This window comes from Idiomarina ramblicola (genome assembly GCF_003987255.1).
Lineage (GTDB): Bacteria > Pseudomonadota > Gammaproteobacteria > Enterobacterales > Alteromonadaceae > Idiomarina > Idiomarina ramblicola.
The window spans coordinates 84,392-109,904 of sequence record NZ_PIQC01000004.1 but is presented as its reverse complement, the minus strand read 5'-3'; the positions used below and the strand labels follow the sequence as shown (position 1 = coordinate 109,904).

At 48.3% G+C, this 25,513-nt stretch carries 28 protein-coding genes; 16 read left to right on the top strand and 12 right to left on the bottom strand.

Annotated features, from left to right (window positions below; translation table 11 throughout):
- Window positions 1-18: 18 nt before the first annotated feature.
- Entirely contained in the window at window positions 19-456 is a 438-nt protein-coding gene (locus tag CWI78_RS06135; protein ID WP_126781271.1) for a DUF4399 domain-containing protein, read from the top strand.
- Here CWI78_RS06135 and dinB read toward each other — a convergent pair.
- Window positions 453-1,523, bottom strand: a complete 1,071-nt coding sequence (gene dinB / locus CWI78_RS06130) for a DNA polymerase IV (RefSeq protein WP_126781269.1) — start codon at window positions 1,521-1,523, stop codon at window positions 453-455. The genes CWI78_RS06135 and dinB overlap by 4 nt on opposite strands.
- Before the next feature lie 84 nt (window positions 1,524-1,607).
- Here dinB and CWI78_RS06125 point away from each other — a divergent pair, with 84 nt between their 5' ends.
- Window positions 1,608-2,033 carry a c-type cytochrome gene (locus CWI78_RS06125; protein ID WP_126781267.1) on the top strand — a complete coding sequence of 142 codons (426 nt, stop codon included), beginning with the start codon at window positions 1,608-1,610 and terminating at the stop codon, window positions 2,031-2,033.
- 229 nt (window positions 2,034-2,262) lie between these two features.
- Window positions 2,263-4,863, top strand: coding sequence for a sensor domain-containing phosphodiesterase (locus CWI78_RS06120; RefSeq protein WP_126781266.1), 2,601 nt, complete (start codon window positions 2,263-2,265; stop codon window positions 4,861-4,863).
- A 9-nt stretch (window positions 4,864-4,872) separates the two neighbouring features.
- Here CWI78_RS06120 and rep read toward each other — a convergent pair whose 3' ends face one another.
- Window positions 4,873-6,879: a DNA helicase Rep gene (rep, locus tag CWI78_RS06115; protein ID WP_126781264.1), complete on the bottom strand. Its 2,007-nt coding sequence runs from the start codon at window positions 6,877-6,879 to the stop codon at window positions 4,873-4,875.
- 110 nt (window positions 6,880-6,989) lie between these two features.
- Between rep and CWI78_RS06110 the strand changes: the two genes are divergently transcribed.
- Complete coding sequence (locus CWI78_RS06110) at window positions 6,990-7,235, top strand: accessory factor UbiK family protein (RefSeq protein ID WP_011233471.1); 246 nt, start codon at window positions 6,990-6,992, stop codon at window positions 7,233-7,235.
- A 9-nt stretch (window positions 7,236-7,244) separates the two neighbouring features.
- On the top strand, window positions 7,245-7,985 hold the full coding sequence (locus CWI78_RS06105; protein WP_126781262.1) for a ferredoxin--NADP reductase: 741 nt from the start codon (window positions 7,245-7,247) through the stop codon (window positions 7,983-7,985).
- Window positions 7,986-7,990: 5 nt separating this feature from the next.
- Here CWI78_RS06105 and CWI78_RS06100 read toward each other — a convergent pair whose 3' ends face one another.
- The 6 genes from CWI78_RS06100 to CWI78_RS06070 form a co-directional block, all read right to left on the bottom strand.
- Window positions 7,991-8,269, bottom strand: coding sequence for a type II toxin-antitoxin system RelE/ParE family toxin (locus CWI78_RS06100; RefSeq protein ID WP_126781260.1), 279 nt, complete (start codon window positions 8,267-8,269; stop codon window positions 7,991-7,993).
- A gap of 9 nt (window positions 8,270-8,278) precedes the next feature.
- Window positions 8,279-8,551, bottom strand: coding sequence for a type II toxin-antitoxin system RelB/DinJ family antitoxin (locus CWI78_RS06095; RefSeq protein ID WP_126781258.1), 273 nt, complete (start codon window positions 8,549-8,551; stop codon window positions 8,279-8,281).
- Between the two features lie 110 nt (window positions 8,552-8,661).
- Window positions 8,662-9,393: a DsbA family protein gene (locus CWI78_RS06090; protein ID WP_126781256.1), complete on the bottom strand. Its 732-nt coding sequence runs from the start codon at window positions 9,391-9,393 to the stop codon at window positions 8,662-8,664.
- Between the two features lies 1 nt (window position 9,394).
- Window positions 9,395-9,931, bottom strand: coding sequence for a protein disulfide oxidoreductase (locus CWI78_RS06085; protein ID WP_126781254.1), 537 nt, complete (start codon window positions 9,929-9,931; stop codon window positions 9,395-9,397).
- Entirely contained in the window at window positions 9,924-12,005 is a 2,082-nt protein-coding gene (locus tag CWI78_RS06080) for a protein-disulfide reductase DsbD family protein (protein ID WP_126781253.1), read from the bottom strand. The genes CWI78_RS06085 and CWI78_RS06080 overlap by 8 nt, the downstream gene beginning before the upstream one ends.
- Before the next feature lie 597 nt (window positions 12,006-12,602).
- Window positions 12,603-13,130 (bottom strand): DUF6174 domain-containing protein, encoded by a 528-nt coding sequence (locus CWI78_RS06070; protein WP_126781249.1) that lies wholly within the window; start codon window positions 13,128-13,130, stop codon window positions 12,603-12,605.
- 206 nt (window positions 13,131-13,336) lie between these two features.
- Here CWI78_RS06070 and CWI78_RS06065 point away from each other — a divergent pair, with 206 nt between their 5' ends.
- The 3 genes from CWI78_RS06065 (at window position 13,337) to CWI78_RS06055 (ending at window position 15,619) form a co-directional block, all read left to right on the top strand.
- Window positions 13,337-14,884 carry a YifB family Mg chelatase-like AAA ATPase gene (locus CWI78_RS06065; protein WP_126781247.1) on the top strand — a complete coding sequence of 516 codons (1,548 nt, stop codon included), beginning with the start codon at window positions 13,337-13,339 and terminating at the stop codon, window positions 14,882-14,884.
- 85 nt (window positions 14,885-14,969) lie between these two features.
- Window positions 14,970-15,251: a BrnT family toxin gene (locus CWI78_RS06060; protein ID WP_126781245.1), complete on the top strand. Its 282-nt coding sequence runs from the start codon at window positions 14,970-14,972 to the stop codon at window positions 15,249-15,251.
- Between the two features lie 29 nt (window positions 15,252-15,280).
- The gene (locus CWI78_RS06055; protein WP_126781243.1) at window positions 15,281-15,619 is read left to right on the top strand and encodes a hypothetical protein; all 339 of its coding nucleotides are present in this window, start codon (window positions 15,281-15,283) and stop codon (window positions 15,617-15,619) included.
- Window positions 15,620-15,736: 117 nt separating this feature from the next.
- Here the strand turns inward: CWI78_RS06055 and ltaE are convergent, their stop codons facing one another.
- Window positions 15,737-16,759, bottom strand: coding sequence for a low-specificity L-threonine aldolase (ltaE, locus tag CWI78_RS06050; protein ID WP_126781241.1), 1,023 nt, complete (start codon window positions 16,757-16,759; stop codon window positions 15,737-15,739).
- 127 nt (window positions 16,760-16,886) lie between these two features.
- On the opposite strand from ltaE, the gene CWI78_RS06045 reads away from it, so the two are divergent.
- From CWI78_RS06045 to CWI78_RS06030, 4 genes are all read left to right on the top strand, one after another.
- Window positions 16,887-17,852 carry a PLP-dependent cysteine synthase family protein gene (locus CWI78_RS06045; RefSeq protein ID WP_126781239.1) on the top strand — a complete coding sequence of 322 codons (966 nt, stop codon included), beginning with the start codon at window positions 16,887-16,889 and terminating at the stop codon, window positions 17,850-17,852.
- 15 nt (window positions 17,853-17,867) lie between these two features.
- Window positions 17,868-19,040 (top strand): cystathionine gamma-synthase, encoded by a 1,173-nt coding sequence (locus tag CWI78_RS06040; protein WP_126781237.1) that lies wholly within the window; start codon window positions 17,868-17,870, stop codon window positions 19,038-19,040.
- Window positions 19,041-19,239: 199 nt separating this feature from the next.
- The gene (locus tag CWI78_RS06035; RefSeq protein WP_126781235.1) at window positions 19,240-19,470 is read left to right on the top strand and encodes a hypothetical protein; all 231 of its coding nucleotides are present in this window, start codon (window positions 19,240-19,242) and stop codon (window positions 19,468-19,470) included.
- Between the two features lie 33 nt (window positions 19,471-19,503).
- Window positions 19,504-19,935 carry a VOC family protein gene (locus tag CWI78_RS06030; RefSeq protein WP_126781233.1) on the top strand — a complete coding sequence of 144 codons (432 nt, stop codon included), beginning with the start codon at window positions 19,504-19,506 and terminating at the stop codon, window positions 19,933-19,935.
- A gap of 19 nt (window positions 19,936-19,954) precedes the next feature.
- Here CWI78_RS06030 and CWI78_RS06025 read toward each other — a convergent pair whose 3' ends face one another.
- A complete protein-coding gene (locus CWI78_RS06025; protein ID WP_126781232.1) occupies window positions 19,955-20,914 on the bottom strand; it encodes a threonine ammonia-lyase in 960 nt (319 codons plus the stop codon).
- Between the two features lie 62 nt (window positions 20,915-20,976).
- On the opposite strand from CWI78_RS06025, the gene CWI78_RS06020 reads away from it, so the two are divergent.
- The gene (locus tag CWI78_RS06020) at window positions 20,977-21,585 is read left to right on the top strand and encodes a YjaG family protein (protein ID WP_126781230.1); all 609 of its coding nucleotides are present in this window, start codon (window positions 20,977-20,979) and stop codon (window positions 21,583-21,585) included.
- Here CWI78_RS06020 and CWI78_RS06015 read toward each other — a convergent pair.
- Together CWI78_RS06015 and rsmD are read right to left on the bottom strand one after the other, a co-directional pair.
- Window positions 21,533-21,835: a DUF1145 domain-containing protein gene (locus CWI78_RS06015; RefSeq protein ID WP_126781228.1), complete on the bottom strand. Its 303-nt coding sequence runs from the start codon at window positions 21,833-21,835 to the stop codon at window positions 21,533-21,535. The genes CWI78_RS06020 and CWI78_RS06015 overlap by 53 nt on opposite strands.
- Window positions 21,832-22,413: a 16S rRNA (guanine(966)-N(2))-methyltransferase RsmD gene (gene rsmD / locus CWI78_RS06010; RefSeq protein WP_126781226.1), complete on the bottom strand. Its 582-nt coding sequence runs from the start codon at window positions 22,411-22,413 to the stop codon at window positions 21,832-21,834. Before rsmD ends, CWI78_RS06015 begins: the two co-directional genes overlap by 4 nt.
- 103 nt (window positions 22,414-22,516) lie before the next feature.
- Here rsmD and ftsY point away from each other — a divergent pair, with 103 nt between their 5' ends.
- The 3 genes from ftsY to ftsX are packed head-to-tail and all read left to right on the top strand — an operon-like array spanning window position 22,517 to window position 25,508.
- Window positions 22,517-23,842: a signal recognition particle-docking protein FtsY gene (ftsY, locus tag CWI78_RS06005; protein ID WP_126781224.1), complete on the top strand. Its 1,326-nt coding sequence runs from the start codon at window positions 22,517-22,519 to the stop codon at window positions 23,840-23,842.
- A gap of 2 nt (window positions 23,843-23,844) precedes the next feature.
- A complete protein-coding gene (ftsE, locus tag CWI78_RS06000) occupies window positions 23,845-24,522 on the top strand; it encodes a cell division ATP-binding protein FtsE (protein ID WP_126781222.1) in 678 nt (225 codons plus the stop codon).
- Window positions 24,519-25,508, top strand: coding sequence for a permease-like cell division protein FtsX (ftsX, locus tag CWI78_RS05995; protein WP_126781220.1), 990 nt, complete (start codon window positions 24,519-24,521; stop codon window positions 25,506-25,508). Before ftsE ends, ftsX begins: the two co-directional genes overlap by 4 nt.
- The last annotated feature ends 5 nt before the right edge of the window (window positions 25,509-25,513 follow it).

The window sequence follows — 25,513 nt, the reverse complement described above, 5'->3', positions numbered from 1 at the left end:
CAATAATTGGAGAAAGTTATGAATAAAGCATGGATGATTGGCGCCTTAGCGATGCTAGGCGGTCCTGTTCTTGCAACCGCGCAGGCAGCAGAAACAGAACGTACAGAAGCATCACAAGAAGCCCAGGCTTACATTATCTCCCCGCAAGACGGTGAGACCGTGGGTAAAACCTTTAAAGTAAAATTTGGCTTAAGTGGTATGGGTGTGGCACCAGCGGGTGTCGATGTAAAACATACCGGACATCATCATTTATTGATTGATAAAGATGAGCTGCCGGCTATGGATAAACCAATGGGTGGCGATGTTATTCACTTTGGTGGTGGCCAGACGGAAACCACGGTGACGTTAGAGCCGGGTGAACATACGTTACAACTCATTCTGGGTGACAAAAGCCACATACCGCATAACCCTGCAGTGGTTTCAGAAAAAATCACCATTACGGTTAAAGACGACTAATCCAGCTCAAGCTCGAGCTGTAACTGCTCGTTGGGGTCAGGCAATGTTGCACTGATCCCCAACAGCCTCACCCCTTTTCCTTTACCACGCTGCCAGGCTTCATCTAATAGCTGATAAAACAGGCTGGGCGAAATAAATTGAGCACTACGCGAGACTGTTGTCTGAGTAAAGTCAGAGAACTTCAGTTTAAGGGTTTGGCTGCGAATGGGCTGCTCCCGCCAGTGAGAAATTTTCATTCTTTGCCGCAACTTTGGTAATAAATTGTCCTGCACATAAGCCTGCGCCGTTGATTCCAGCCGCATGTCGGTCGTTAAGGTTTGCTCAACTCCCACGCTTTTGCGAATACGCTCAGTAACGACTTCACGACGGTCACGACCATGACAACGCTCAAATAACACGTATCCGGCTTTTTCGCCGAGAATGGCCTGCAGTTGCTGTAAATCAATTTTTTGTATGTCTTTTCCGGTAGTGAGTCCGTGGTTAGTGAGTACTTGCTGACTCTTCGGGCCGACGCCGGGAATCTGTTTCAGCTTTAATGCCGCAATGTAACTCATGACTTCTGAGGGATGCACAACGAATTGACCGTCGGGCTTACGTTCTTCACTGGCAATTTTGGCAACCATCTTCTGGTTTGAAATACCGGCCGATCCGGTTATTCCCAGGGTTTTAATCTGTTCCCGCACAAAGTTCATTGCCAGAGTGGCGCTGCCCTTAAACTCTTCCAGGTGGGTTAAATCCAGATAAAACTCGTCGATCGAGGCAGGTTCAATGCGTGGTGTTAGCTCTTGCAGGATATCCAGAACCTTGTTGGACAGTTCCCGGTAATAATTGCCATCGGGACGTATAAAAGTTAACTGAGGGCATAAACGACGGGCGTGGCTGCCCGGCATGGCACTTTTGACGCCATATTGGCGAGCCAGGTAATTCGCTGTGGCAACGACGCCTCGCTCACCACCTCCACCAACAGCAAAAGGCCGTGTTTTCAGGCTGGGATCGCGCAATTCTTCAGCCGAAGCAAAGAAAGCATCCAAATCCAGCAGAGCTATTTTGCGAGCAATTTCAGCCAAGTGTTTATCCTTTGCACATTTGTGGTTATAATCGCATCCACTAACTGGGCGTGCAAGAACACCAGCCATTTGTAGGAGAAACCAGTGAAAGTTATGAATTCATTTTTCGTTAAGAGCGTTTTGGGCACTATTTCAATGTTGTTTGCGCTAAGCATCAGTGCGGCATCTGTGCAGGATGACATGTCACGCGAAGCAATAGCTGAGCGTATTAAACCGGCAGGTAAGCACTATGTAGCTGGTGAAAGCAGTGAGGCCGAGGAAAGTAGTGGTCCGCGTTCAGGTCAGCAAGTTTATGACAAGTATTGCACAGCCTGCCATACCAGCGGTGTTATGGGCGCCCCTAAAATTAACGAAGCATCTGACTGGGAAGCGCGTTTAGACCAAGGCATGGAAACGGTATTAAAACATGCGGTTGAAGGTTTCAATGCGATGCCTCCTATGGGAACGTGTAGTGACTGTTCAGAAGATGAAATTCAGGCGGCTATCGATTATATGGTCGAAGATATCTAAAAGACTTTAATTTCCAGACGCCATTAAAAAAAGGCTGCCAACTTGGCAGCCTTTTTTGATGTCAATTGACGTTAACTTATCCTCTCGACACCTCTTGCCAATTATTTCTCAAGCAAATCTTTTCTATTTTTTGACAGAGGTCTATACTGTACGACTGTTATTAAAAGCAACAAGTGTTAAAAAAGTGTGTTTTGCGGCATGGAGAGTCAGTGTTTAAGGGTGAACCTGAATGACAGACCGTAAGGTAAGCAAGGCGCAGCTTCAGGAGTTACAAACTGAAAATGAACGCTTGCAAAAGGTCATTGTCCGCTTAAAGGGCTTGACGCAAAAATACCGATCGGCTGAAGTCGTACAAAAAGCGCTGTTCCGAATTTCGGAGCTGGCGGCTTCTGCGCGCGAAATGAATAATTTTTATCAGTCGCTGCATGAAATCATCGGTGAACTGATGTACGCCCGCAATTTCTATATTTGCCTTTATGAACCACAAGAAGAACTGGTCGATTTTGCCTACTTTGTTGATGAAATTGACCAGGACACTTTATTCGAGCGTATTCCTTTAGAGCAGTTGAGTAAAGGCTTAACCGGGTATGTTCTTAGAAAAGGCCAGTCGCTTTTATGCCCGCCGGAAGTTTACCAACGGCTCATTGAGAATAATGAAATCGAAGGCTTAGGTGCTGAACACCAGGACTGGTTGGGTGTTCCACTAAAACGTGGTGATGTCACTATCGGTGTCATGGTCGTTCAAAGCTACAGCGCCGATGTTCGTTATGATACCTCTGATGAAGACTTGCTCACTTTCGTATCACAACACGTGGTTAATGCGTTGGAGCGATTAAAGCAACGTGACTTGATGCAAAGCGAGATAGAACATCAGACTGCAGAGCTGCGTCACGCGAATGAGAGTCTGATGAGCGAAATTACCATTCGCGAAAGGGCAGAGCAACAAACCTCTGTGTTGTTTGCTATTTCTGAGCTGACCAATACGTCCGATGATATGAATACATTCTACGGGCAACTACATCGGCAAATTGGTAAATTAATTCATGCTGATAATTTTTACGTTGCACTGTTATCCAACGATAAAAAATTCCTGCATTTCCCTTATCATGTCGATGAAACTGGCTCTAAGGCTGAACGTCGTCGAGTCGGTAAAGGCTTAACCGAGTATGTCATAAAAGGGCGGGAACCTGCTTTCGTCGATGCGACGGTCAGACAAAAATTACTGAAAAAGAATGAGATTGAGCTGGGCTATGGTGGTATGAAACTCGCCAAACAATGGCTGGGTAGCCCGCTAATGATGAATGGTCAGGTGTTTGGGGTTATTGCGGTTCAGACTTATGACGGCGACTTTCTCTATCAAAGTGATGATTTAGAACTGCTTAACTTTGTTTCGCAGCATGTAGCTGTTGCTATCGATAGAAAACGATCGGCGGAAGAAATTCAGCGAGTCAATCAGTTCCTGGAAAAGAAAGTCGCAGAACGTACCGAAGAACTGGTTTCAGAGATAGAGCGCCGAAAGAAAACAGAGTCCAACTTATTTCACGCAGCACATCACGATAACCTGACCGGATTACCCAACCGTATTTTATTTAATGAGCGTTTGCAGCAGGCAGTAGCTCATAAACGACGACATCCTGAGCATCACTTTGCGGTGCTGTTTGTCGATCTTGACCGATTCAAAAATATTAACGACACCCTGGGGCATTCTGCCGGCGATGAGTTTTTGCTGGAAGTGAGTAAACGTATTGGCGATTGTGTGCGTGACAACGACATGGTGGCGCGTTTAGGCGGCGATGAATTTGTGATTTTACTGGATACCATTACCAGTATCGAAGATGCTAAAGACGTGGCAAAGCGAATGATCCAGCAGATGAGCGAGCCTTTTCAGCTTAATGGTCAGGAACATTACTCAGGCGCAAGTATTGGTATTGCAGAATGCCTTGAAGAAACAGACTCTGCTGAGCGTTTATTGCGTGATGCGGATGCTGCCATGTATCAGGCCAAAGGCATGGGTCGTGGTCGCTACGTATTATTTGACGACAGTATGCACGAATCGCTGGTAGATAGTGTTCGTAAAGAAACGGCATTGCGACATGCAAAAGTTGATAAGGATTTTACTGTCAGTTATCAGCCAATAGTTGATTTAACGACGGGCAATGTTAAAGCCGTAGAAGCAAAACTTGAGTGGGAAGACCCAAGATACAGTTTTGACAGTGAAGAACTTTTACCTCTGGCGGAACGCACCGGACTTATCGTAAAGCTTGACCGATTTGCGTTGCGTGCTGCCAGTCACTGGTTAGTCGAGAATAATGTGAGTGCCGATACGCCTTTGCACCTCAACTTATCAGTGCGTCATTTATTAAAGACCAGCCATTTAAATGAGCTGGTGAATATTGTTATGGACAGTGGGGCCAAGCCAGAGAGTATCGCTCTGGAATTTGATGAAACGGATCTGGTTAAAGATGGCCGCCGGGTACTGGCTAGTTTAAGACGGTTGTCTGAATTTGGTTTTACCTTAGTGATTGATAACTTTGGTAGTGGCTCTGGGCCGCTGCAGTTCCTTTATAACTTCCCATTCACCATATTAAAGCTCGATCACCATTATATTGCGCGGTTAAGCAGCAATAATCGTGCTCAGGCCATGTTAAAACACATTGTTACCCTTTGCCATGAGCTGAATATTGACGTTTATGCTGATGGCCTGGAGACCGAAACGCAAAAGAACGAAGTAGAAAAACAAGGCGTTGTTATTGGCCAGGGCAGTTTTATTGATGACAACTACGAGAACCGTGTAGTGAAAGACGACGACACCAGTTTTGTTTGTGCTTAATCGCAAGCATTACTTAAGCGCATTTTTTAACATTTCCAGCCCCTGACTTCTTTGTTCTTCACGTTCCTCATCCGATTTTTGTTTGCGATGCTCCCACTCTAAATCGTCCTGCGGCAACTCGAGTAAAAAGCGACTGGGTTGGGGCTCTGTTTTTTCACCGAACTGACGGCGTTCTTTGGCCATAGTAAAGACTAACTTATGCTGTGCACGGGTTATGCCTACGTAGGCCAGGCGTCGCTCTTCTTCAATGTTATTTTCATCAATGCTGCTTTGGTGCGGGAGTAAACCTTCTTCCATCCCCACCAGAAACACATGCGGAAATTCCAAACCTTTGGACGCGTGCAGGGTCATTAGTTGCACCTGCTCAAATTGTTCGTCGTCTTCGTTACGTGACATCATATCGCGCAGTGACAGGCGGCTAACAACCTGGTCCAGCTCCATGGGGTCATGCTCTGCATCGCCTTTGAGCATATCGGATACCCAGCGGTGCAGCTCATACACGTTTTTAATGCGCATTTCGGCAGCTTTGGCACTAGGGCTTTGCTCAAACAGCCAGTCTTCGTAACCAATTTCACTGAGTAGTTGCCGCACCGCATCACTGGCGTCCGCCTGGTGGTCGGCTTGTCGGGCCAGGGTATCTATCATGTTGCGGAATACATCCACATGCTGAAAAACACCGGTGCTGAGCTGCGTTTTTAAATGGGGTGACTGGCAGGCTTCAAATAAGCTGCAACCTAATTCCTGCGACAAGCGACCAATACGCTCAACGGTTTGCGGGCCAATGCCACGGCGCGGCGTGTTAATAATACGCAGAAAGGCGGTGTCGTCGGTTGGGTTCACCAGCAACCGCAGGTAGGCCATAATGTCTTTGACTTCTGCGCGCGCAAAAAACGACTGGCCACCGGTAATTTTGTAGGGAATGCGATTGTTCATCAGTGCTTTCTCAAACAGACGCGACTGGTGATTACCCCGGTATAAAATAGCAAAGTGATGATACGGCGTTTTACGCAGGAACCGCTGTTTTACAATTTCGGCAACCACGCGCTCTGCTTCATGCTCTTCGTTACGACCAAAAATAACGCTTATCGGCTCGCCGTACTGCATTTCTGAGAACAGCTTTTTCTCAAATACGTGGGGGTTGTTCTCAATGAGAATATTAGCGGCTTTCAGAATACGGCCGTGCGAGCGATAGTTTTGCTCCAGCTTAACAACTTCAAGCTGTGGGAAGTCCTGCTTCAGCAGGGCCAGATTTTTAGGCTGCGCGCCCCGCCACGAGTAAATGGACTGGTCGTCGTCACCCACCACAGTAAACTGGGCGCGCTCGCCCACCAGTAACTTAACCAGTTGATACTGACTGGTGTTGGTGTCCTGATACTCGTCCACCAACAAATATTGAAACTTTTTCTGCCAGCGCGCGCGGGCGTTTTCATTGGTCGCCAGTAATAAGGTCGGTAGGCGGATCAGGTCATCAAAGTCCACGGCATTACAGGCGCTCAGATTATTTTGGTATTGCTGATAAACCTGAGCAAAGGCACTTTCCTGATCGTTTCCGGCTTTTTGCAACGCCTGCTCGGGCGAGAGCATAGCATTCTTCCAATGGCCTATCTGGTGCTGGCAAGCTTGAATCAGCGCTTTGTCGCCCTCAAATACGTCCTCAGTAAGGGCATTAAGCAAGGCGTAGGTGTCCTGGTCGTCGAATAAGGAAAAACCGGGTTTAAACCCCAGAGTGCTGAGTTCCCGACGGATAATGTTCAGGCCCAGCGTATGAAAGGTGCACACGGTTAAACCGCGCAGTTGCGCTTTTGGCAAGGTTTGCGCAATACGCTCTTTCATTTCTTTGGCGGCTTTATTGGTGAAAGTCACCGCGCCAATTTGGCGTGCCGTGTAAATTTGCTGACGAATAAGGTAGGCAATTTTTTCGGTGATCACACGGGTTTTACCGCTACCGGCACCGGCAAGTACCAATAAAGGACCCTGAATGTAATGTACAGCCTGGTTCTGGCGATCGTTCAGCATGGGCGCCGCGGAGTTCCTGATTCGTGAAAAAGCCGATAAGAAGCTCGGATTTTACCTGAATCTCCTGCTAAGCTAAACGAATAAGCAACGATTTACACAAAGAGAGACTTATGGACAACAAAACAATAGAGAATATTGCTCGCCAAATTAACGACAGTATGCCTGCTGGTGTTAAAGAACTGGCCGGAAATATGGAGCAGCGTGTTAAGCAAACCCTGCAGTCACAGCTGTCAAAACTGGATTTAGTCACTCGTGAAGAGCTTGACGTGCAGCAGCAAATGTTACTGCGTTTGCGCGAGCGCGTTGAGTTGTTAGAAAAAGAACTGGAAGCGACCAAGAACCAAAACAAGGACTAAGTCAGACGTATGATCCAATGGATTAGTGGGAAAGTTGTCGAGAATTACCGTTGGAGTTCTGGCGTTTTCAGTTTGAGAGTTGTGGCTGAGCCGTTTGATTTTAAGGCCGGGCAGTTTGTCCGTTTAGGCCTGAATGTGGGTGGCGAGCAGCTATTGCGTGCCTACTCGCTGGCCAGTGCGCCGGGCGAAGCCATACTGGATTTTGTCATAGCCGAAGTGGAAGACGGCGAGGTTAGTACTAAGCTCGCTAAGTTGCAGCCGGGCGACAGTGTGGACATTACCCAGCCCGCCGGTGGCTTTTTCACATTGGATGAAGTGCCGGACGGCGACAGCTTGTGGATGCTTTCTACCGGAACCGGCATTGGCCCCTTTATTTCCATGCTGAGAACCGAAAAGCCGTGGGAACGATTCAAGCGCATTAACCTAGTGCACGGTGTTCGTGTGGCAGAAGACCTGGTTTATCAGAGCCAAATAGAGCATTGGCAACAAGAATACCCCGGGCAACTGGGCTACCAGCCGGTGATTACTCGTGAAAACATCCCGGGCGCGCTCTCTGCACGCATTCCTGAACTGATTAGTTCCGGGCAGTTAAGCGACGCTCTCAACACGCCGTTAGACACCCGCGCACAAGTCATGCTTTGCGGTAACCCCGACATGATAAAAGAATCACGCGCCGCGCTGGCTGAATTGGGGCTTGCTAAAAACACTCGGCGTAAGCCTGGTAATGTGACTTCGGAAAATTATTGGTAAGACGCCTACGTAAATGGAAATTGCTGCTTCTCATGCAGCACGCGCAAAACTCGTATCTTGGTCCCGTCGATATAGTAAGGGACAAGCATTGAAATATCGGGGAGGATTAAAAGTCTTCCCTTTATATTCTCGCGTTTAACGCCAATATAGGGCTGCTCAAGCAATGTTTCGATTTTGCTTTGTATCACTGAATCGGTTTGCTCGGCCACTATAGGGTTAAAACTGTAAAGAAACTCGAAAATCCTTTCTCTGTCTTTCAGGGCATCCTCTTCCCAATAAATCATTTGCGCGCCTTATTCTCGAAATTGAGCTTTAAATTTTTCCATGCGGCTTTTTGCCTGTTCGTTATCCATGAACTCAGACTGGCCAGACTCCAACTTCTGGAATGCTTGGTTCACTTGTTCTGTAAGCCAGCTGTCCTGCGATAGTTGCTTTCGACGCTCCGATGCCAGCTGTTCGGCAAGCTGCCGACACGCGTCACTCAAAGTCCGACCTTCGCTCTCAGCCTGCTGCTGCGCTAAGTGCTTTGTTTGTTCATCGATACGAAACTGAATTCTTGTTTCCATGATGGTTCTCTTTTAAATGTGTGCTCACAAATGTTAGTACGAGCCGAAGCCTTTATCAAGTAATCCTTTAAAGAAGGGAGCTTGTAGCAAGCTCCCTATCTATTTCTCAGTTAATCTAGTTCAAACTGCTCGGTAGCTATGGTTTCCAGCTTGTCATAAGGGATGTAACCGGGCGTTACCTGCTGGCCAATGATAATAGTCGGTGTGCCGCGAAAGCCTAGTTCGCGAAATGCTGACATATTTTTGCGAATAACCGCTTCGCTTTCGCTGGACGGTGACAAAAAGGCCTCGGTACCCGTGACTTGCGCAACGCTTTGCAGTGAGTCAGCGGTATGCATGCCCGACTTTTTCATCATTAGGTTATGAGCTTCAAAGAACGCCTTAGGGTCATTGCGCCACAGGTTCAGTCCATAGAGTGCTGAGTTGGTTTTGAGCCCATCGACCTGCTGTTGGCGTAAAGGCACAAAAATGTTCACGACCTGAATAGACGGGTATTCCTCAACCAGCTTATGCAGGCCGGGCTCTAACTTTTTGCAAAACGGACAGTTGTAATCGGTAAAAACAATGATTTTATGCGGCGCATCTTGGTCACCTAAAATTGGATGTGCCGCCGACTGATACAGCCACTCCTGATGGTTAGCGAAGGCGTTTTTTTGCTCACTTTGCTGTTCTAAAAAGCGCTGTAAGCCTCGGTGAATGTTTGGAATAAGCTCCGGGTTTTCACGCAATAGCTGTTCGACTTTTTCCAAGTCTTCTTCTTGTTGCGGGTTTAAATCTTGCGCAAATACGTTGCTGCTAAAGATAAAAGCAACGATGAAAAACGTTTTATAGATAAAATTCATACTACTTTCCTACTTCAAAAAACTGGTGAAACCAAAGACGAATAAACAAACCGGGAGGTGTTGTGACCCCAGTTGTCGCCGAAACTATGTCACCGTTTTCAATAATGATGATGGTTGGCGTGGCAGATACCTGCCAGCCATTTGAGACGCGGTTGAGGTTGTCGTTAACAATAGGGAACTCATACCCTTTCGCCTGCGCGTAGCGCGTGAGTTTGTCGTTGTCGCCGGAGCGCAACGCCACGCTAATGGTTGGGTAGTGGTTGCCAACGTAATCAACCGTAGGCGATACCGCCGGGCAAACAGGACACCAGGTTGCCCAGAAATACAGCACAACCGGGCTGTCCTTGCTCATCTCGCGTAAGTTATATTGCTCGCCGTTTATGTCCGTTAGTGACGACAGCTCCGCCGGAACAGACTCCGGCACGTCACTATTACGAAAGGCATCAACTACGAAAGCGACGACCGAGAACAGCACAATATAAAGCGCTGCGGTTCGTAGCCGCTTTGCCCATGACGGTTTCGCTTTGCTATTACTCACGAGCATTCTCCAGTGCGTCCATGACTTTGTCTTTACTGAGTACTACGGGCAGGGTTACACCGTCCGGAGCCCCGGGTCCGTAGACTTTGTTAAAGGGCACACCAAAGGTATTGTTGGTCTTTAAGTATTGCGTGATGCGCTCGTTGGCTTTGGTCCAGTCGCCGCGCAGGCGGGTGACATGTTCCTGACCTAAGGCTGTAAATACCGGGTCTTGCAGTAATACGCCGACTTTATTGGCCTGGCAGGTCACACACCAGTCTGCGGTCACATCCACAAACACGGTTTGGCCACTGGCAACGGCTTCATCAATACGCTGCTGGGTTAGTGGCTGCCATTGATGGTCCTGCGGTAGTTTGTTGACCCAACGGTCAGCGGTAAGAATTAACGTCGTACCGACAACGGCAGCTAATACCAAAAAGCCACCAATGGATAAAAACAGCGCCTTACGGCCATGCACTTTACCAATAATCACCAATGTCAGAATCGACAAACCGACCGTTAGTGCCAGGAATACTTCGTTGCTGATAAAGTTTTTCAGCAAGGTTGTCAGCCAGACCGTGGTTGCCAGCATCATAATGGCGAAAACGGGTTTCACCCATTGCATCCAGCGACCGGGTTTGGGCAGTAACTTGGCGGTTTTCGGGAACACGGCTATAAGTAACCAGGGCAGCGCCATACCAACCCCAAGCGCGGCAAAAATCAGCAGAATAATCGATGACTCAGCAGCCAAAGCAAAGGCTACCGCGGTGCCTAAAAAAGGCGCTGTACAAGGTGTTGCCAATACGGTGGCCAGCATGCCTTGCAGGAAGTGCCCTTTGTAGCTGTTATCGCCAGCGGTTGCGGCACTGGTACTCAAAGAAGACGGTAATTTAAACTCAAAGGCGCCCATTAAGTTCAACGCAAATACCCAGGTAATAGCGACTAATGCGGCAATGAAGTAAGGGTTCTGAAATTGAATACCCCAGCCGACAGAACCGCCTGACCAGCGCAATGCCATAAGCCCCAGGGCAATGATCAGAAACGAGCTGATAATACCCAGTGACGACGCAAAAAATTGCTTACGCACCACCTTCGGCTCATGTGCACCAGACAACATCAGGCTTTGAACTTTCAGGCCCAGTACCGGCAACACGCAGGGCATAATGTTCAGAACAAGCCCACCCGCTAACGCCATAAGTAAAATGGCCCACAGCGGCGGAGTGTTATTCGTAAGAGTCCCCGCAGTGAGTTGAACCTTATATTCAGCGGCAAACTTTTCATCACTGACTGTTGCTATAAGTTCAGCGCCGCTTAGGTCTGGCAGCTCCAGCCAGTGGCCAACGTCAACATTCGCCGTGAGCGCATTGTCTTCCACCTGAATATCTGGTGATGAAAATTCTGCGTCGGCCAAAGTGTCGTCGTTGCTGTGTATAAACAGCTGTGGGTTTTGCCAGCCACTGTCACGCTCTATGGTCAGTTGAACGCGCTGGTTGGCGTCGGACCAAATAGCTTGCTTGACGTTATTGCTGTCGTATTCCCGAGGTACCTTGCCCATCGCCTGATTAAAGGCAAAGGCACGATCACTGTCGACGGTCAGGGTGTCCAGATCAACTTGCAAGTCAATTGGGTAGTCCGTTAACACACAGACGGTGGTACAGGATGACATAGTTAGTGTACCGCTAATGCGCGCCTGCCTGGCATCCGGGCTTAGCTGTACCATTAACGGAAAGGTTGACGATCCCTGATACCCAACGGTATTGATACCCTGAATGTTGTAGCGCGAGGGCACCGGCCAGTGCCACTCAATATCGTCAATATTAGAGGACTCAGACCAATCAAAGGTTGGCGGTATACCGCCTTCCCCCGGCGAGCGCCAGTAGGTTTTCCAGCCGTCATCCAGCTCAACATGCAGCAGGGCGGGTAGCAGATTCCGCTCAGCCTCATAGTGGCCGGTCAATTCCAGCTTCACCGATACCGGCGGATGGTCTTCATGACTGAGCCAGCCAGTAGACGGTGTTTCCGCTAAGCTTTGTGCGCTATAAAGCAGCAGCGCAGCAATAAGCGATACGAGCCATAACGGTAAAATTTTATTCATACATTACTCCTGAAGTTAGTATTCCAACGATGAAAATCCGTTGGAAGTGCTACTCCAGAAAGCAACAAAATACGGCGTGGGGTCGCCTTTTACAGGAAAAGAAAAAGAGTGGAGGCGCTAACTGCTTGTTAACAGCGGTCTTCAGCGCCAAAATCAGAAGAACAAAGAAAGACAGTGCCGCGTAAGTTATGTCGGACTGGAACTGCTGCAATAAATGCGCTGTTTTGTCGCAGTCGGCTTTGACGCTTTCGTGTTTTACTCCCAGGTCCGCATGGCTTCCCGCAAGCTGTTCAGCCGCGGGTGCGCTCTGATGCTTTGGACAGCCTTCCAGCCAACCAAAGTTTTGTCCCCAACACAGCGCAAAAACCAGCAATAGCAATGGTGCTATATACCGACCTTTTCGACACTGTTGATTCAGTTGGTGGAACATGGCTGTTGGTGACCCTTGGTTATTCGTCTTGTTCTTAAGTAAGCAAAGATGATGACAGAAGCTAGTTTAAAAGCAAGTTGTCAGGGAAATGATATCCTCTGTTGCTCGATATGTTTAGCTAAGTAATTTTCTTCCCTGAGGTCGCTGCCCAAGCTTAGATGAACTTTTTACCTAAAGTTTCCGATAATAATTTCTCTGGAACTGCATTCATTATCATCGTTGAATTCAAAGTAAATTTGTTTTGGGTATCCGAAAGAATCATCGAAAGTCGGCAACTCATTTTGGGCGGTAAATGAGAGAGCGACAACTTGGGGGGCTTCTGCCAACTGCTGTTCCAGATACTCAAATATATCGTTAATCGTTCCAAAGTATTCCTCATAGGGTAGTTGCTTAGGCTCGTCAGTTGATGTGTTTCTTACGGAGATGACTTCATTGTCCTCAACTGTAACTAACCAAGGAGGAGCTGGGTCGGGAACCACTCCATCAGGTAAGCATGCCCTATCAATTCTGGGTGAATAGTAGAAGCTATAATCGATAAGTCCCTGATCTTGCCAAATCTGTCTGGCCGCATTGAGATCGTCTTGTACCTCATTAATTCTCGGGTCGGATCCTACGCCATCTGGTTCGGCTGAATCTGACCCTCCGCATGAGGCTAAAAATAGGCTAGTAGTAATAATAGTTAATATTCTAATCACAGTGGCTCACCTGCTGATTTGGTAGTGATTACTTTATTCAACTAATTTATAACATTGACTTCTGTATAACAACTTAGCGGCTGGTTAGGTGGTAAACAGGTAACACAAAAGTCTCTGATATCGCCTACCGTTTGACGCTTTGGGCTGACATACATCGCTTTTTTAAGAGTCTATAGTTACGCCGTTGTTTAGTCATGGAGAGACAGATGGCGTTAGCGCGAGTTTATACCCGGGCATTGATAGGCATTCATGCGCCGGAAATTCGGGTTGAAGTGGATCTGGCAAGGGGAATGCCAGGGTTTACTATGGTTGGAATGCCGGCAACCACGGTTAAGGAAGCTCGCGACCGGGTCAAAACCGCCTTGATGAACGCGGGGTTTGAATACCCACCAGCCACGCGTATTACCGTCAATTTAGCACCGGCCGATATCCCTAAAACCGGGGCGCGTTATGATTTAGCTATAGCGGTTGGTATTTTGGCGGCTTCAGGGCAAATACCGGATACTATTCTGGAGCAGGCGGAGTTTTATGGTGAGCTGGCACTAACCGGTGAGTTACGTGCAGTAAATGGCTTGATTCCGGCGTTGCTAGCGTGTCGTAGTAAAAAGCGTCAGGCATTTGTGCCTAATGCTAACCAGCAGGAAGCGGGGTTAGTGCGCAAACAAAAAAGCTGGTTGGCGTCCGACTTAGTCAGTGTTTACGAGCATTTGCACGAACACCAGCCGTTACGCCAGTCAAAGCCGATTAACTGGGCGCAGCAGAACGCTAATGAAGAAGGTGATTTAGCCGACGTGGTGGGGCAGGAGCAGGCAAAAAGGGCTTTGTTGTTGTCTGCTGCCGGGAAGCACCACTTATTGTTTGTCGGGCCGCCGGGAACGGGTAAAACGATGCTGGCGCAACGCCTTAATGGCATACTGCCTGCTCTGACAGAACAGGAAGCGATGGAAATTGCGGCGGTTAAGTCGGTGTCTTTTGATTACCACCATGCGGACGCATTGACCCGGCGCGAACTGCGTGTGCCCCACCATACTTGTACGGCGGCTGCGTTAGTAGGAGGAGGCGCGGGTAATTCTGTTCGCCCTGGAGAAATATCCTTAGCAAACAATGCGTTACTGTTTCTCGATGAGCTTCCAGAGTTCAGCCGTCATGTACTGGATTGCTTGCGCGAGCCACTTGGAAGTGGAGAAATAACCATTAGCCGCGCGGGATACAATGTGAGGTTCCCGGCTAAATTTCAGCTCGTTTGCGCATTGAACCCGTCGCCGTGCGGACAGTTTGACGGTTCTCTGGCTAACTGTCGTTCAACCCCGGATCAAATTTTAAAATATTTAAGCAAACTGTCCGGGCCGTTGCTTGATCGCATCGATATACAGGTGATGGTACCCCGAGAAACCGAGTCTATGAGTTTAAAGGGCGTTGCTAAGCAGAAAGTTCAGCCCATGACCTCACGACAAGCAAAAAGCTTAGTAGAAAAAGCGCGGCTGCGCCAAATTAAGCGGCAAGGTTGCCTGAACAGTGAAGTAAAGCCGAAAGCGTTAAAGCAAATATGTGAGCTGTCAGATAAAACAGAAGCGTTTTTAGCAACAGCCGCCGAGAAAATGAAGCTGTCGCACCGAGCTTATCACCGAACCCTTCGGTTAGCCCGAACCATCGCCGATTTAGCCGACAGTAAAAAAATAGAACAACAGCATCTGGCAGAGGCATTGAATTATCGTGCGCTGGATCGGCTTATCGAGCAGGTGCAGAGCTTATGATGCTGCCGCATCAGGTTCGGTTCCAATTTATTTATGGGTGCTTTGTATATACAGGTGTATTACGCTACAATTCAATGGAGGAGTTGTGCTGGAAATTAGCGATAAAGTTAGGGAAAAACTAAGAAACAAGCATAACGTCTCAGAAAGCATGATCAGAGAGGCTTTTGCAAATAGACAAGGTGGCTTCTTGGAAGATCAAAGAGAGAAGCATGGCACCATTCCACCTACTCAATGGTTTGTATCTGAGACAGATAACGGGGTAAAGCTAAAAGTTTGCTTCATTCATTCTAACGGAGCTATCTATATAAAGACTGCTTATGAAGCTAATTCGTTAGAGCAAAGAATCTATGAAAAGTATGGAAGCTAGCATTATCCCTGCATGAATTGGAGAGTCGTATGAAAAAAGAAGATATCAGAGAAGCGGTTGAGCAAGATGAAAAATGGGATAGTGGTGAATTAGGTCAAGAAGAAGCTCATGTAGAACGTGTGGGATTTGACCAGGCAATTGAAGATGCAATCAATCAGTCTGTGCGACTGCGGCCTATATCTATTCGTATGGAAGAAGAGCTCATCGACGATTTGAAGACCATCGCAGAGCATTATAACTTGGGATACCAACCGCTAATTAGGCAACTCCTGAAGCGATTTGTGGCATCGGAAAAGAAAGTCCTGAAGCAAAGAGCTCAGGTCATGGAAATCAAAGGCCCAGAAGATAAAGAAGCCGAAGAAGGGTAGCCTGATGCTATTGCATCAGGTGCGATCTGCCCGTTTATACCAAGAGGTAAGAATTATCATTGGTGGTTAGCTTGACACCCCACCTGACGTGAACGTCAGGTTACGAAGCCAGCAACCTCAGCGCTTGCGACTAAGCCACTGTTTGAACAATTCGACAAAACGTTCCAGCTGTTCGCGGCTGACATTCAGGTGGCACACCAGCCGCAGCTTCTGCCCCCCGGGCAGTTTAATATCATTTTCAGCCATCAGTTCCCGTAGGCTGTCTGTCGGTAAACTGTCCGGTAGCTCAACAAAGGTCATGTTGGTGCCGGAATAGCGAACTTTGGCCTCGGTGCCTGCCAGCAACTCAGAAAGTTGCTCAAACAACCATGTCGCGTTGTCGTGGTCCTGCTGTATGCGTTCAAACTGGTGTGTCAGTGCGTAATCAATGGCTATTGCAACAAACCCGGCCTGGCGCATACCGCCGCCGACCATTTTGCGCCAACGACGCGCGCGGGCAATTAATTCTTTTGAGCCTGCCAGCAGTGAACCAATAGGCGCCCCCAGACCTTTTGAGCAGCACAGAGACACACTATCGAAAGGGGCGGCGAGTTCCGCCATGCTGCGCCCGCTGGCAACAGCGGCGTTGGGCAGGCGCGCGCCATCCAGATGCATGGATAAGCTATTCTGGTCGGCCAGAATACGGGCTTTATCGAAATAAGCCTGGTCTATTAACTGCCCGCCGTGGGTATTTTCAAAGGCCAGCAATCGGGTGATAGGAAAGTGCGGATCGTTGGGTTTTATGCGCTGCTTGATGGTCTCCAGCGACAAGGTTCCGTCCGCTTCTACTTCTACTGTCTGTGGCACTATGCTGCCTAAAACTGCAGCACCGCCGGCTTCGTACCGGTAAGTATGGTATTCCTGACCCACAATGTATTCTTCGCCGTTACGGCAGTGGCTCATTAACCCCAACAAGTTACTTTGCGTGCCCGAGCTGCACAGCAGGGCGTCTTCTTTACCCAGAAGCTCAGCCACTCGCTTTTCCAGTGCGTTAATTGACGGGTCTTCACCATAAACATCATCACCGACCTTGGCGTCGGCAATCGCGGTGCGCATATCAGCGCTGGGAAGGGTTACGGTATCACTGCGTAAATCCAGCATAACAGCCTCATTTGGGGTTAGTTATAACAACTATCATCCGGTTCTAAGCCCAAGGTTGTTTAGCGAGCTCAGTCAAGGGATAATGACCCGATATTGAACCAGACACTCGACAACAAAGCGAGCCAATATGAAAGTTTTTAATAATGTAATAGAAATGGTCGGTAATACGCCAATGGTGAAAGTCACCAATATGGATACCGGCCCGTGCGAGCTGTATTTAAAACTCGAGCTACAGAACCCGGGCGGCTCTATCAAAGACCGGATTGCGGTAGAAATGGTTGAGCAAGCAGAAAAGCAAGGCAAGCTGAAACCGGGCGACACCATTATTGAAGCAACGGCTGGTAATACGGGGTTGGGTCTGGCGTTAGTGGCAGCGGGCAAAGGCTATCCGCTAAAAATTGTTATGCCGGACAAAATGAGTCAGGAGAAAGTGAACAACCTGCGAGCGATGGGTGCTGAAGTGGTACAAACTCGCTCAGATGTGCAAAAAGGCCACCCTGAATATTATCAGGATATGGCGGCGCGTATGGCGGAAGAAAACGGTTACTACTATGTAAACCAATTTGAAAATCCGGCAAACGTCGATGCTCATTACAAAACCACCGGTCCGGAAATCTGGAAACAAATGGACGGCAACCTGGATGCGTTCGTTTGTGGTGTTGGGTCAGGTGGTACCTTGAGCGGTGTTGGGCGTTATTTACGCGAGCAAAACAGCCAAGTGGACTTGGTACTCGCCGACCCGGCGGGCTCTATTTTAGAACCTCTGGTTAACCGTAATGAAGAAGTGGAAGCGGGCAGTTGGCTTGCCGAAGGTATTGGCGAAGACTTTATTCCAACCATCTGTGATCTGAAGTTGGCTAATACCGCGTTTGCTGTTTCTGATAAAGAAGGTATGCAAACCGCGCGTAAGGTACTGGAAAAAGAAGGTGTGATGGTCGGTTCATCCAGTGGCTATTTAATTGCCGCGGCTCTGCGCTATTGCCAACAACAAACCGAGCCAAAACGCGTTGTAACGCTAGCTTGCGATACGGGTAACCGTTACCTGTCCAAGCTGTTCAACGATGACTGGATGCGTTCTCAAAACTTGCTGTAACGAGGAACCTGAATCATGGCAAATGAAAAAACAATGAAATTCGCGACGCGCGCCATTCACGGCGGGCAGTCTCCGGAGCCTGTTACCGGTGCGGTAATGCCTCCTATTTTCACCAGCTCAACCTATGCTCAGGAAAGCCCGGGACAGCACAAAGGGTTTGAGTATTCGCGCTCACATAACCCGACGCGCTTTGCCTGGGAGCGCTCTGTTGCTTCTTTAGAGGGTGGTAAGCAGGGTCTGGCTTTTGCTTCGGGTATGGCGGCAACCTCGACCATTCTGGAGTTACTAGACAGCGGCGATCACATCGTTGCTATGGATGACTTATACGGCGGTAGCTTCCGTTTATTCGATAAAGTGCGTGGACGTTCTGCTGGGCTGAAATTCTCTTATGTCGACTTAGCTGACTTAAGCGCAGTGGAAGCCAGCATTCAGGATAATACCCGCATTATATGGGTGGAAACGCCAAGTAACCCGATGCTGAAACTGGTCGATATTGAAGCCATCGTTAAACTGGCGAAGAAAAAGAACCCGGATATTATTGTGGTGGTGGACAACACTTTCGCCACGCCGTTTAACCAGCGTCCGCTGGAAATGGGTGCCGATATGGTCATGCACTCAGCAACCAAATACCTAAACGGCCACTCTGACATGGTTGGTGGTATTGCCGTTGTTGGCGACAATGACGATCTGGTCGAGCGTATGCTGTTCTTACAAAACTCAGCAGGTGCTATTGCCGGTCCGTTTGACTCATACCTGGCACTGCGCGGCGTGAAGACGTTGGCATTGCGTATGCGTCATCACAATGAAGCGGCAATGGAATTGGCCAAGTGGCTTGAGCAGCATCCGAAAGTGGAAAAAGTGATTTACCCGGGGCTTGAAAGCCACCCCCAGCACGAGTTGGCTAAAAAGCAGATGCAGGGCTTTGGCGGCATGATCTCTATTTTGCTGAAAGGTGATTTAGAAGCGGCGCGTAAATTCCTGGAGTCGGTAGAAGTCTTTGCTTTAGCAGAAAGCCTGGGCGGTGTGGAATCGCTGATTGAGCATCCGGCTATTATGACTCACGCGTCGGTTCCAAAAGAGAATCGCGAGAAGCTCGGCATTCTGGATAACTTCGTGCGGGTGTCTGTTGGTATTGAAGATCTGGATGATCTGAAAACGGACTTAGATAACGCGCTTAATGCATTTTAATCGTTACTAACGATTAAAAGTGTAACACTTAATATGAAAAACCGGCCTTTTGGTCGGTTTTTTGTGTTTTATTTCAACAATTTATACAAAATTTTACACTTTCGTCATAATTGAGTAGTCTTTACCTATCAGGAAAAACTGATCAAAAACAAAAATAAAAACGCAAAAGCGTTGCATAAATAACGAAAAGGAAAGACTTATGCTATTGAGCCTCATGGTACTCCAAGGACTCGTAGCCGCTCTATTGTTTTATACATTAGTGGGCCAACACCAGAAAAAGCCACTATGGAATTTGTTAGCGGTATTAACCGCGGGTTTCATTCCTCCGGTAAACTGGGCGCTTCTGGTGTTCGCTATTGGTGTCAGAATGTGGCGTCGTTCGCCGCAAACAAGTGCACCACAAAATATAGCGGCAAAACTCAGTCATTAATTTAGTCATTAAGAATGAAGGCAATTTAGCAGTATGTCAGACACGACAAACGTACGACCCTTTCATTTAGCTATTCCTGTCAGCTCACTCGATAACGCCCGTGCGTTTTATGGTGATGTGCTTGGGCTGTCACAGGGACGCAGCAGTGACGAATGGATAGACTGGAACTTCTTTGGTCATCAGTTTGTAACTCATTTAGCACCTAATGTTGCCGGTTTAAAAAACCACAGCGGTGTTGATGGTCATTCGGTTCCCGTTCCACATTTTGGTGTGGTGTTATTACGTGACGACTGGGAAGCGTTGGCAGAACGTGTGAAAGCTGCGGATATTGAATTTGTGATAGAACCCTACATTCGCTTTAAAGGTAAGCCAGGCGAGCAGGGCACTATGTTCTTCTATGATTACTGCGGTAACGCGTTAGAATTCAAAACCTTTAATGACGACAGTCAAATATTCGCGACCTGAGCTTTTGAAACCGGCTTAACTATTGGCGCAGCTTGATATCTTCCGGCTGTGCTGCAACATTACCACCACTCAGAACTAACCCTACTCGTTTACCCTCAAACAGTGCCTTATTTTGTATAACCGCAGCTAAAGCGATAGCCGACGACGGTTCAACGATGATTTTCAGATGATGCCAAATTAGTTGCATGGCGCTTAGCGTATCTTCATCCTTTATCACCAAAATATCGCTAATGCGTTGCTGAATAATGGCAAAAGGCAGTTCACCAATTTGAGTCAGTAAACCATCGCACAGGCTTTTCGCAGGTAATGCCGACTGCCGCTCTCCGGCTTTTAACGACAAGAAAGCATCATTTGCTAATTCCGGCTCCGCACCGAACACTTGTATTTCGGTACCGTCGCAGGCAAGACAGGCTCCTGAAAGCAGACCTCCGCCGCCCAGTGGCGTTATTACCGCATCCAGTGCATCGGTTTGCTCCAGTAACTCAAGTGTTGCTGTGCCCTGACCGGCAATAATGTTGGCATGATCATAAGGCGGTATAAAGTGACTTTCGCCTTCTTTCTGCCACTTGGCAACAATGGCTTCACGCGCTGCCATACCAGGTTCTATGTCGGTAATTTCCGCACCGCCGGCTTCAATATTTTGCCGTTTTATTGCGGGAGCATTAGTGGGTACCCCCACTTTTACTTTTACACCCAAAGCTTTACCTGCATGAGCTAATGCCGCACCATGATTGCCGGAAGACACGGTGATAACCCCTTGCTGGCGCTGCTCCGGGCTAAGTTTAAGTAACGCGTTAGTGGCACCACGGAACTTAAAGGCTCCGGTTCGCTGTAGATTCTCGCACTTGAAAAATAATTCGCAGCCCAATTGCTGATTTAACGCAGGGTTTGTCAGTACAGGGGTCTTAACGGTATAGCTATTAATTCTTTGCTGCGCTTGTACGACATCGGCATGGCAGGGGAGCGATAACTTCGGCATAATACGAGCCCTTAACGAATAAAACGACACAGTGATAAGCATACACTGTCTGGAGCCGGAACGTGAGTCAACTCGATACCTTTCAGCGCATACGCGAACTGCCGCGTGAACAGCAAATTGTTATGGCGTTATATTTGTGCGAACGCATGGTTCCTAATTACGACTTCTTCCATCAGTTAACCGGCTTTGGCGACAGTAAACCTTTGCACGGTACGTTAAATGCCTGCTGGGACTGGGTCGCGAACCCGAAGAAAACCAAAGTGAATTTCGCTCGCTGGCAGGAAAAAGTGGACGAACAGACGCCCAGTGAATACGGGCACGATATGCTGGGTGTCTACCCGGCGATGGATGCCTGTACGGCGTTGAGTACGTTGTTGCAGGGTCTGCTGGATGATAACGCCTCGAACTTTCTGGATGTGGCAAAAATATCACAAGCCAGCGTGGCGAAGTTTATAGAACTCAATGACGCCGAAGAAGTGGGCACCGAGCAGTTAAAAGAGCACGTTCAGAACCATGAATTAATGGAATATGAGGTTGCGATTCAGCAGGCCATGATCAATTTTCTTGAACAACAGCCTGCGGTAAACAAGGCTTTGGTAAGCCAGTTAAAAATGATGCTCAAGGACGAGGGGGTGTCGAATCTTGGTCTGGCTTTGGACGCTGAAGAATAGATAGCCAGGCGAAAATACCAAATGCCAGAATCTGCCAGCTGTCGCCTTTGCGCCATGGGAAAACCTCTTTCATGGTGGCAACAAAAATACCAAGCAGCAGCAGGTGAGTAATAACCATAACGGCTAATAACAAGCTCAGCAAACCAATGGACTGGGTGCTGAGTTCGCCGTTTGCCCCTGCAAGCAGAGCGAAAAGACCCAGCCAAATAACGGCAAAAACCACTTTGCCCGCAATAATAATAACTTTCATGCTATGTCCTTAGTCAGTAAGCGAAAGCAAACTTGTCCGTGAGTTTTCTCTTTGGTCACACGCCAGTTTGCGGGTAATTTCAACGACCATTCCTTTTCTGTTTCCAGATACACCTGATTGTCGACTGCGAGCCAGTTATTTTCATCCAGCAGCTTTAATGCTTTATCAGCCAGCCCTTCGCGAAACGGCGGGTCAATAAAAACGATGTCATAAGCTTCAATATGCTGAGTTTGCAGCCAGTCGAGCGCGTTATGAGTAACAACTTTAATGTTCTGGCCTTTTAACAGGCCGATGTTTTTCTGTAACTGTTGGCTGACAGACTTTACCGCTTCTATCAGGGTAACTTGCGCCGCGCCGCGTGACGCTGCCTCGAAACCTAAGCTGCCACTGCCTGCAAATAAGTCCAGCACCCTGGCGTCGGTAATGTCCCACTGTAGCCAGTTAAACAGAGTTTCGCGTACGCGGTCCGTGGTGGGACGTAGGCCCGGGCTGTCGGCTACGGGTAAACGCCTGCCGCGCCATTGTCCGCCAATAATCCGATAGTCGCCGCTGGCGCTTGTCTGGCGTTTTTGTCTCACTCTGTGGCTTCCTTTATTCAGACCGTCGTCAGTTTGTTAACAGCATGGTAAACTAAAGCCTATAGTTTAACGATTCCTGCGTGTCAGTTCCAAGGAAACCAATATGTCGATGTTTTCGCTGTTTAAGAAAAAGCGTAATGAAAAGGCACCCGAGGCCGAAGAGAAAAAAGAAGATGCGGTAGTAGAAGAACAGGAGCAGCCAGAGCCTGAATCAGAAGTTGATCCTGAACCTAAGCCTCAGGGCGAGCCGGAACCAGAAAGAACCGAGACACGCGAAGAGTTGCCCAGCGCAGTTGACGACTGTGCGCAAGTTACTGCTGAATCGCATGCGGCAAAAACTGCTCCGGAAGCGAAAGAAGCAGCTCAGCCTGAGTCGGTTACCGAACCTGAGCCCGCAGTTGAACCAGAGCCAGAGTCAGAAATCAAACCAGAACATAAACCAGAACCAACCGGAGCCACACCGAAAGAGAAGGGTGAGAAAAAAGGTTTCTGGGCACGCCTGACTCAGGGTTTACGCAGAACCTCTGGTTCTATCGGTTCAGGTCTTATTGGCGTATTCCGTGGTAAGAAAATTGACGATGACCTGTTCGAAGAACTCGAAACTCAGTTATTAATGGCTGATTTAGGCGTCGCGACCACCACCAAAATTATTGATAATCTGACAAAGCAAGCCGACCGCAAGCAGTTAAAAGACGCCGAGGCCTTATATGAGTTATTACAAGAGCAGTTAGCTGAAATTTTAAAGCCGGTCGACAAACGTCTGGAAATACCAGAATCTGACTCGCCTTATGTGATTCTGATGACCGGCGTAAACGGTGTGGGTAAAACCACTACTATTGGTAAGCTGGCTAAGCAATTTAAAGCCGAAGGTAAGTCGGTAATGCTGGCCGCTGGTGATACCTTCCGTGCGGCGGCGGTAGAACAGTTGCAGGTGTGGGGCGAGCGTAACGACATTCCGGTTGTTGCTCAGCATACCGGTGCCGACAGTGCCTCGGTTCTTTACGACGCCTTGCAGGCCGCTAAAGCACGAGATGTTGATGTGCTTATTGCCGACACCGCCGGGCGCCTGCAGAATAAAGCCAACTTAATGGAAGAGCTGAAAAAGCTGGTTCGGGTAATGAAAAAGCTGGATCCGGAAGCACCGCACGAAGTGATGCTGACGCTTGACGCAGGCACTGGGCAAAACGCCATTAGTCAGGCAAAACTCTTTACCGAGGCTGTGGGCGTTTCGGGTATTGTGATGACTAAGCTCGACGGCACTGCAAAAGGCGGGGTGATTTTCGCGGTCGCAGACCAGTTCGCCATTCCTATTCGCTATATTGGTGTGGGCGAAAGCTTAGAAGATTTACGGCCTTTTGTGGCAAAAGACTTTATCGCGGCGCTATTTGACCGTAACGTAGACGAATCAGAAGAAACAACAGCGAGTTAAAGATGATCCGCTTTGAGCAAGTCAGTAAAACCTACCGTGGAGGCCATCAGGCACTGAGCCATGTGGATTTCCATGTACAGCCGGGTGAGATGGCCTTTTTAACCGGTCATTCCGGCGCGGGTAAAAGTACTTTGCTCAAACTCATCAGTTTAATGGAAAGACCAACCGCAGGCCGGGTGCTGATTAACGGGCACGATTTGCGAAAGATTAAGCCCTCGCAAGTGCCTTATGTGCGTCGCGATATTGGCATGATTTTTCAGGATCACCGCCTGCTCATGGATAAAACGGTATTCGATAACGTTGCGCTGCCGCTAATTATTGAAGGTTACAGCGTTCAGGAAGCGCGCAAACGTGTTGTGGCTGCGCTGGAGAAAGTGGGTATAGCTGACAAAGTAAAACACTATCCGAAAATGTTATCCGGTGGTGAACAGCAACGAGTGGGTATTGCCCGCGCTATTGTTACCAAACCGCCTTTGCTACTGGCCGATGAGCCTACTGGTAACCTCGACCCTAAGTTGTCGATGGAAATCATCCGGCTGTTTGAAGAATTTAATAAAGTGGGTGTTGCCGTCCTCATAGCCACCCACGATTTAGGCCTCATTGCGCGTTTACGCTACCGGACGTTAACCTTAAAAGACGGGCGCATGATTAACGATGGTCTGGAGGACAGTGAACTATGAGTTTATTGTTCCGCAACCGCAGTATTGAAAAAGGTGCCAGTAATCGCGGGCGCTTACCCTGGTGGCGTCGACTCATTATGGTTCCTGTGCATCATGCCCAGCAGGCCATTGCGAGTTTAGGCGAATTGTGGCGTAACCCTTTTGCTTCTTTTATGACCATGGCGGTACTGGGGCTCAGTCTGACTTTACCGTCATCACTGTATGTTTTAGTTAAAAATACCAGCACGATTGCTGATAACTGGCAGGAAGCCTCTGAAGTCACCCTGTTTTTAAGAAAAGATCTACAGCAATCTGAGATCGACACACTAAAAACGCAAACGGAACTGTCTGAGGGTGTTGAGTCGGTGCGTCTTATTCCGAAGGAGCAGGGACTGAAAGAGTTTAAAGAGCAATCAGGCTTTGGCGAAACGCTGGATTATCTGTCTTCGAATCCGCTACCCGATGTGTTGGTAGTGATCCCGGCTGAGTCGTATCGTTCGCCGCAACGGGCGGAAGAGCTGCTTAACCGACTGGAAAAACAGCGCGAAGTGGCTTATGCGAAAATGGATCTGGAATGGCTAAACAGACTGCAGGGTATTCTTAATTTAATTGAAGATATTCTCGGGGCGTTAGCTGTGGTGCTGTGCCTGTCGGTTGTTCTTATTGTTGGTAACACCATTCGACTGAATATTCTGTCTAAGCGGGACGAAATTATGGTGATGAAACTGGTTGGCGCGACTAACGCCTTTATTCAGCGGCCCTTTTTATACACTGGCGTCTGGTACGGAATTATTGGTGGTTTGGTTGCCTGGTTGGCAACCGCGTTATTGATCTGGTGGGTCGAGAGTGCCGTAGTAGATTTAACCGAACTTTACGAAACACCATTTAAATTAAATGGTCTGACGTTAGGCGAGCTATTGATTATATGGGCAATCGCTGTTGGATTAGGTCTAGCGGGTTCTTATTTGGCTGTAAGACGTCATATACAGAGCATTGAGCCTGAATAAAATGG

Coding starts and splice junctions, on each gene's coding strand:
- CWI78_RS06045 (WP_126781239.1), top strand. CDS start 16,887: ATGAAAGTTTTTAATAATGTAATAGAAATGGTCGGTAATACGCCAATG.
- rep (WP_126781264.1), bottom strand. CDS start 6,879: ATGCTGAACGATCGCCAGAACCAGGCTGTACATTACATTCAGGGTCCT.
- CWI78_RS06040 (WP_126781237.1), top strand. CDS start 17,868: ATGGCAAATGAAAAAACAATGAAATTCGCGACGCGCGCCATTCACGGC.
- CWI78_RS06100 (WP_126781260.1), bottom strand. CDS start 8,269: ATGATTTATTGGGAAGAGGATGCCCTGAAAGACAGAGAAAGGATTTTC.
- CWI78_RS06135 (WP_126781271.1), top strand. CDS start 19: ATGAATAAAGCATGGATGATTGGCGCCTTAGCGATGCTAGGCGGTCCT.
- CWI78_RS06065 (WP_126781247.1), top strand. CDS start 13,337: ATGGCGTTAGCGCGAGTTTATACCCGGGCATTGATAGGCATTCATGCG.
- ftsE (WP_126781222.1), top strand. CDS start 23,845: ATGATCCGCTTTGAGCAAGTCAGTAAAACCTACCGTGGAGGCCATCAG.
- CWI78_RS06105 (WP_126781262.1), top strand. CDS start 7,245: ATGATCCAATGGATTAGTGGGAAAGTTGTCGAGAATTACCGTTGGAGT.
- CWI78_RS06080 (WP_126781253.1), bottom strand. CDS start 12,005: ATGAATAAAATTTTACCGTTATGGCTCGTATCGCTTATTGCTGCGCTG.
- ftsX (WP_126781220.1), top strand. CDS start 24,519: ATGAGTTTATTGTTCCGCAACCGCAGTATTGAAAAAGGTGCCAGTAAT.
- CWI78_RS06055 (WP_126781243.1), top strand. CDS start 15,281: ATGAAAAAAGAAGATATCAGAGAAGCGGTTGAGCAAGATGAAAAATGG.
- CWI78_RS06090 (WP_126781256.1), bottom strand. CDS start 9,393: ATGAATTTTATCTATAAAACGTTTTTCATCGTTGCTTTTATCTTTAGC.
- CWI78_RS06015 (WP_126781228.1), bottom strand. CDS start 21,835: ATGAAAGTTATTATTATTGCGGGCAAAGTGGTTTTTGCCGTTATTTGG.
- CWI78_RS06035 (WP_126781235.1), top strand. CDS start 19,240: ATGCTATTGAGCCTCATGGTACTCCAAGGACTCGTAGCCGCTCTATTG.
- CWI78_RS06025 (WP_126781232.1), bottom strand. CDS start 20,914: ATGCCGAAGTTATCGCTCCCCTGCCATGCCGATGTCGTACAAGCGCAG.
- ltaE (WP_126781241.1), bottom strand. CDS start 16,759: ATGCTGGATTTACGCAGTGATACCGTAACCCTTCCCAGCGCTGATATG.
- CWI78_RS06120 (WP_126781266.1), top strand. CDS start 2,263: ATGACAGACCGTAAGGTAAGCAAGGCGCAGCTTCAGGAGTTACAAACT.
- CWI78_RS06030 (WP_126781233.1), top strand. CDS start 19,504: ATGTCAGACACGACAAACGTACGACCCTTTCATTTAGCTATTCCTGTC.
- CWI78_RS06110 (WP_011233471.1), top strand. CDS start 6,990: ATGGACAACAAAACAATAGAGAATATTGCTCGCCAAATTAACGACAGT.
- ftsY (WP_126781224.1), top strand. CDS start 22,517: ATGTCGATGTTTTCGCTGTTTAAGAAAAAGCGTAATGAAAAGGCACCC.
- CWI78_RS06095 (WP_126781258.1), bottom strand. CDS start 8,551: ATGGAAACAAGAATTCAGTTTCGTATCGATGAACAAACAAAGCACTTA.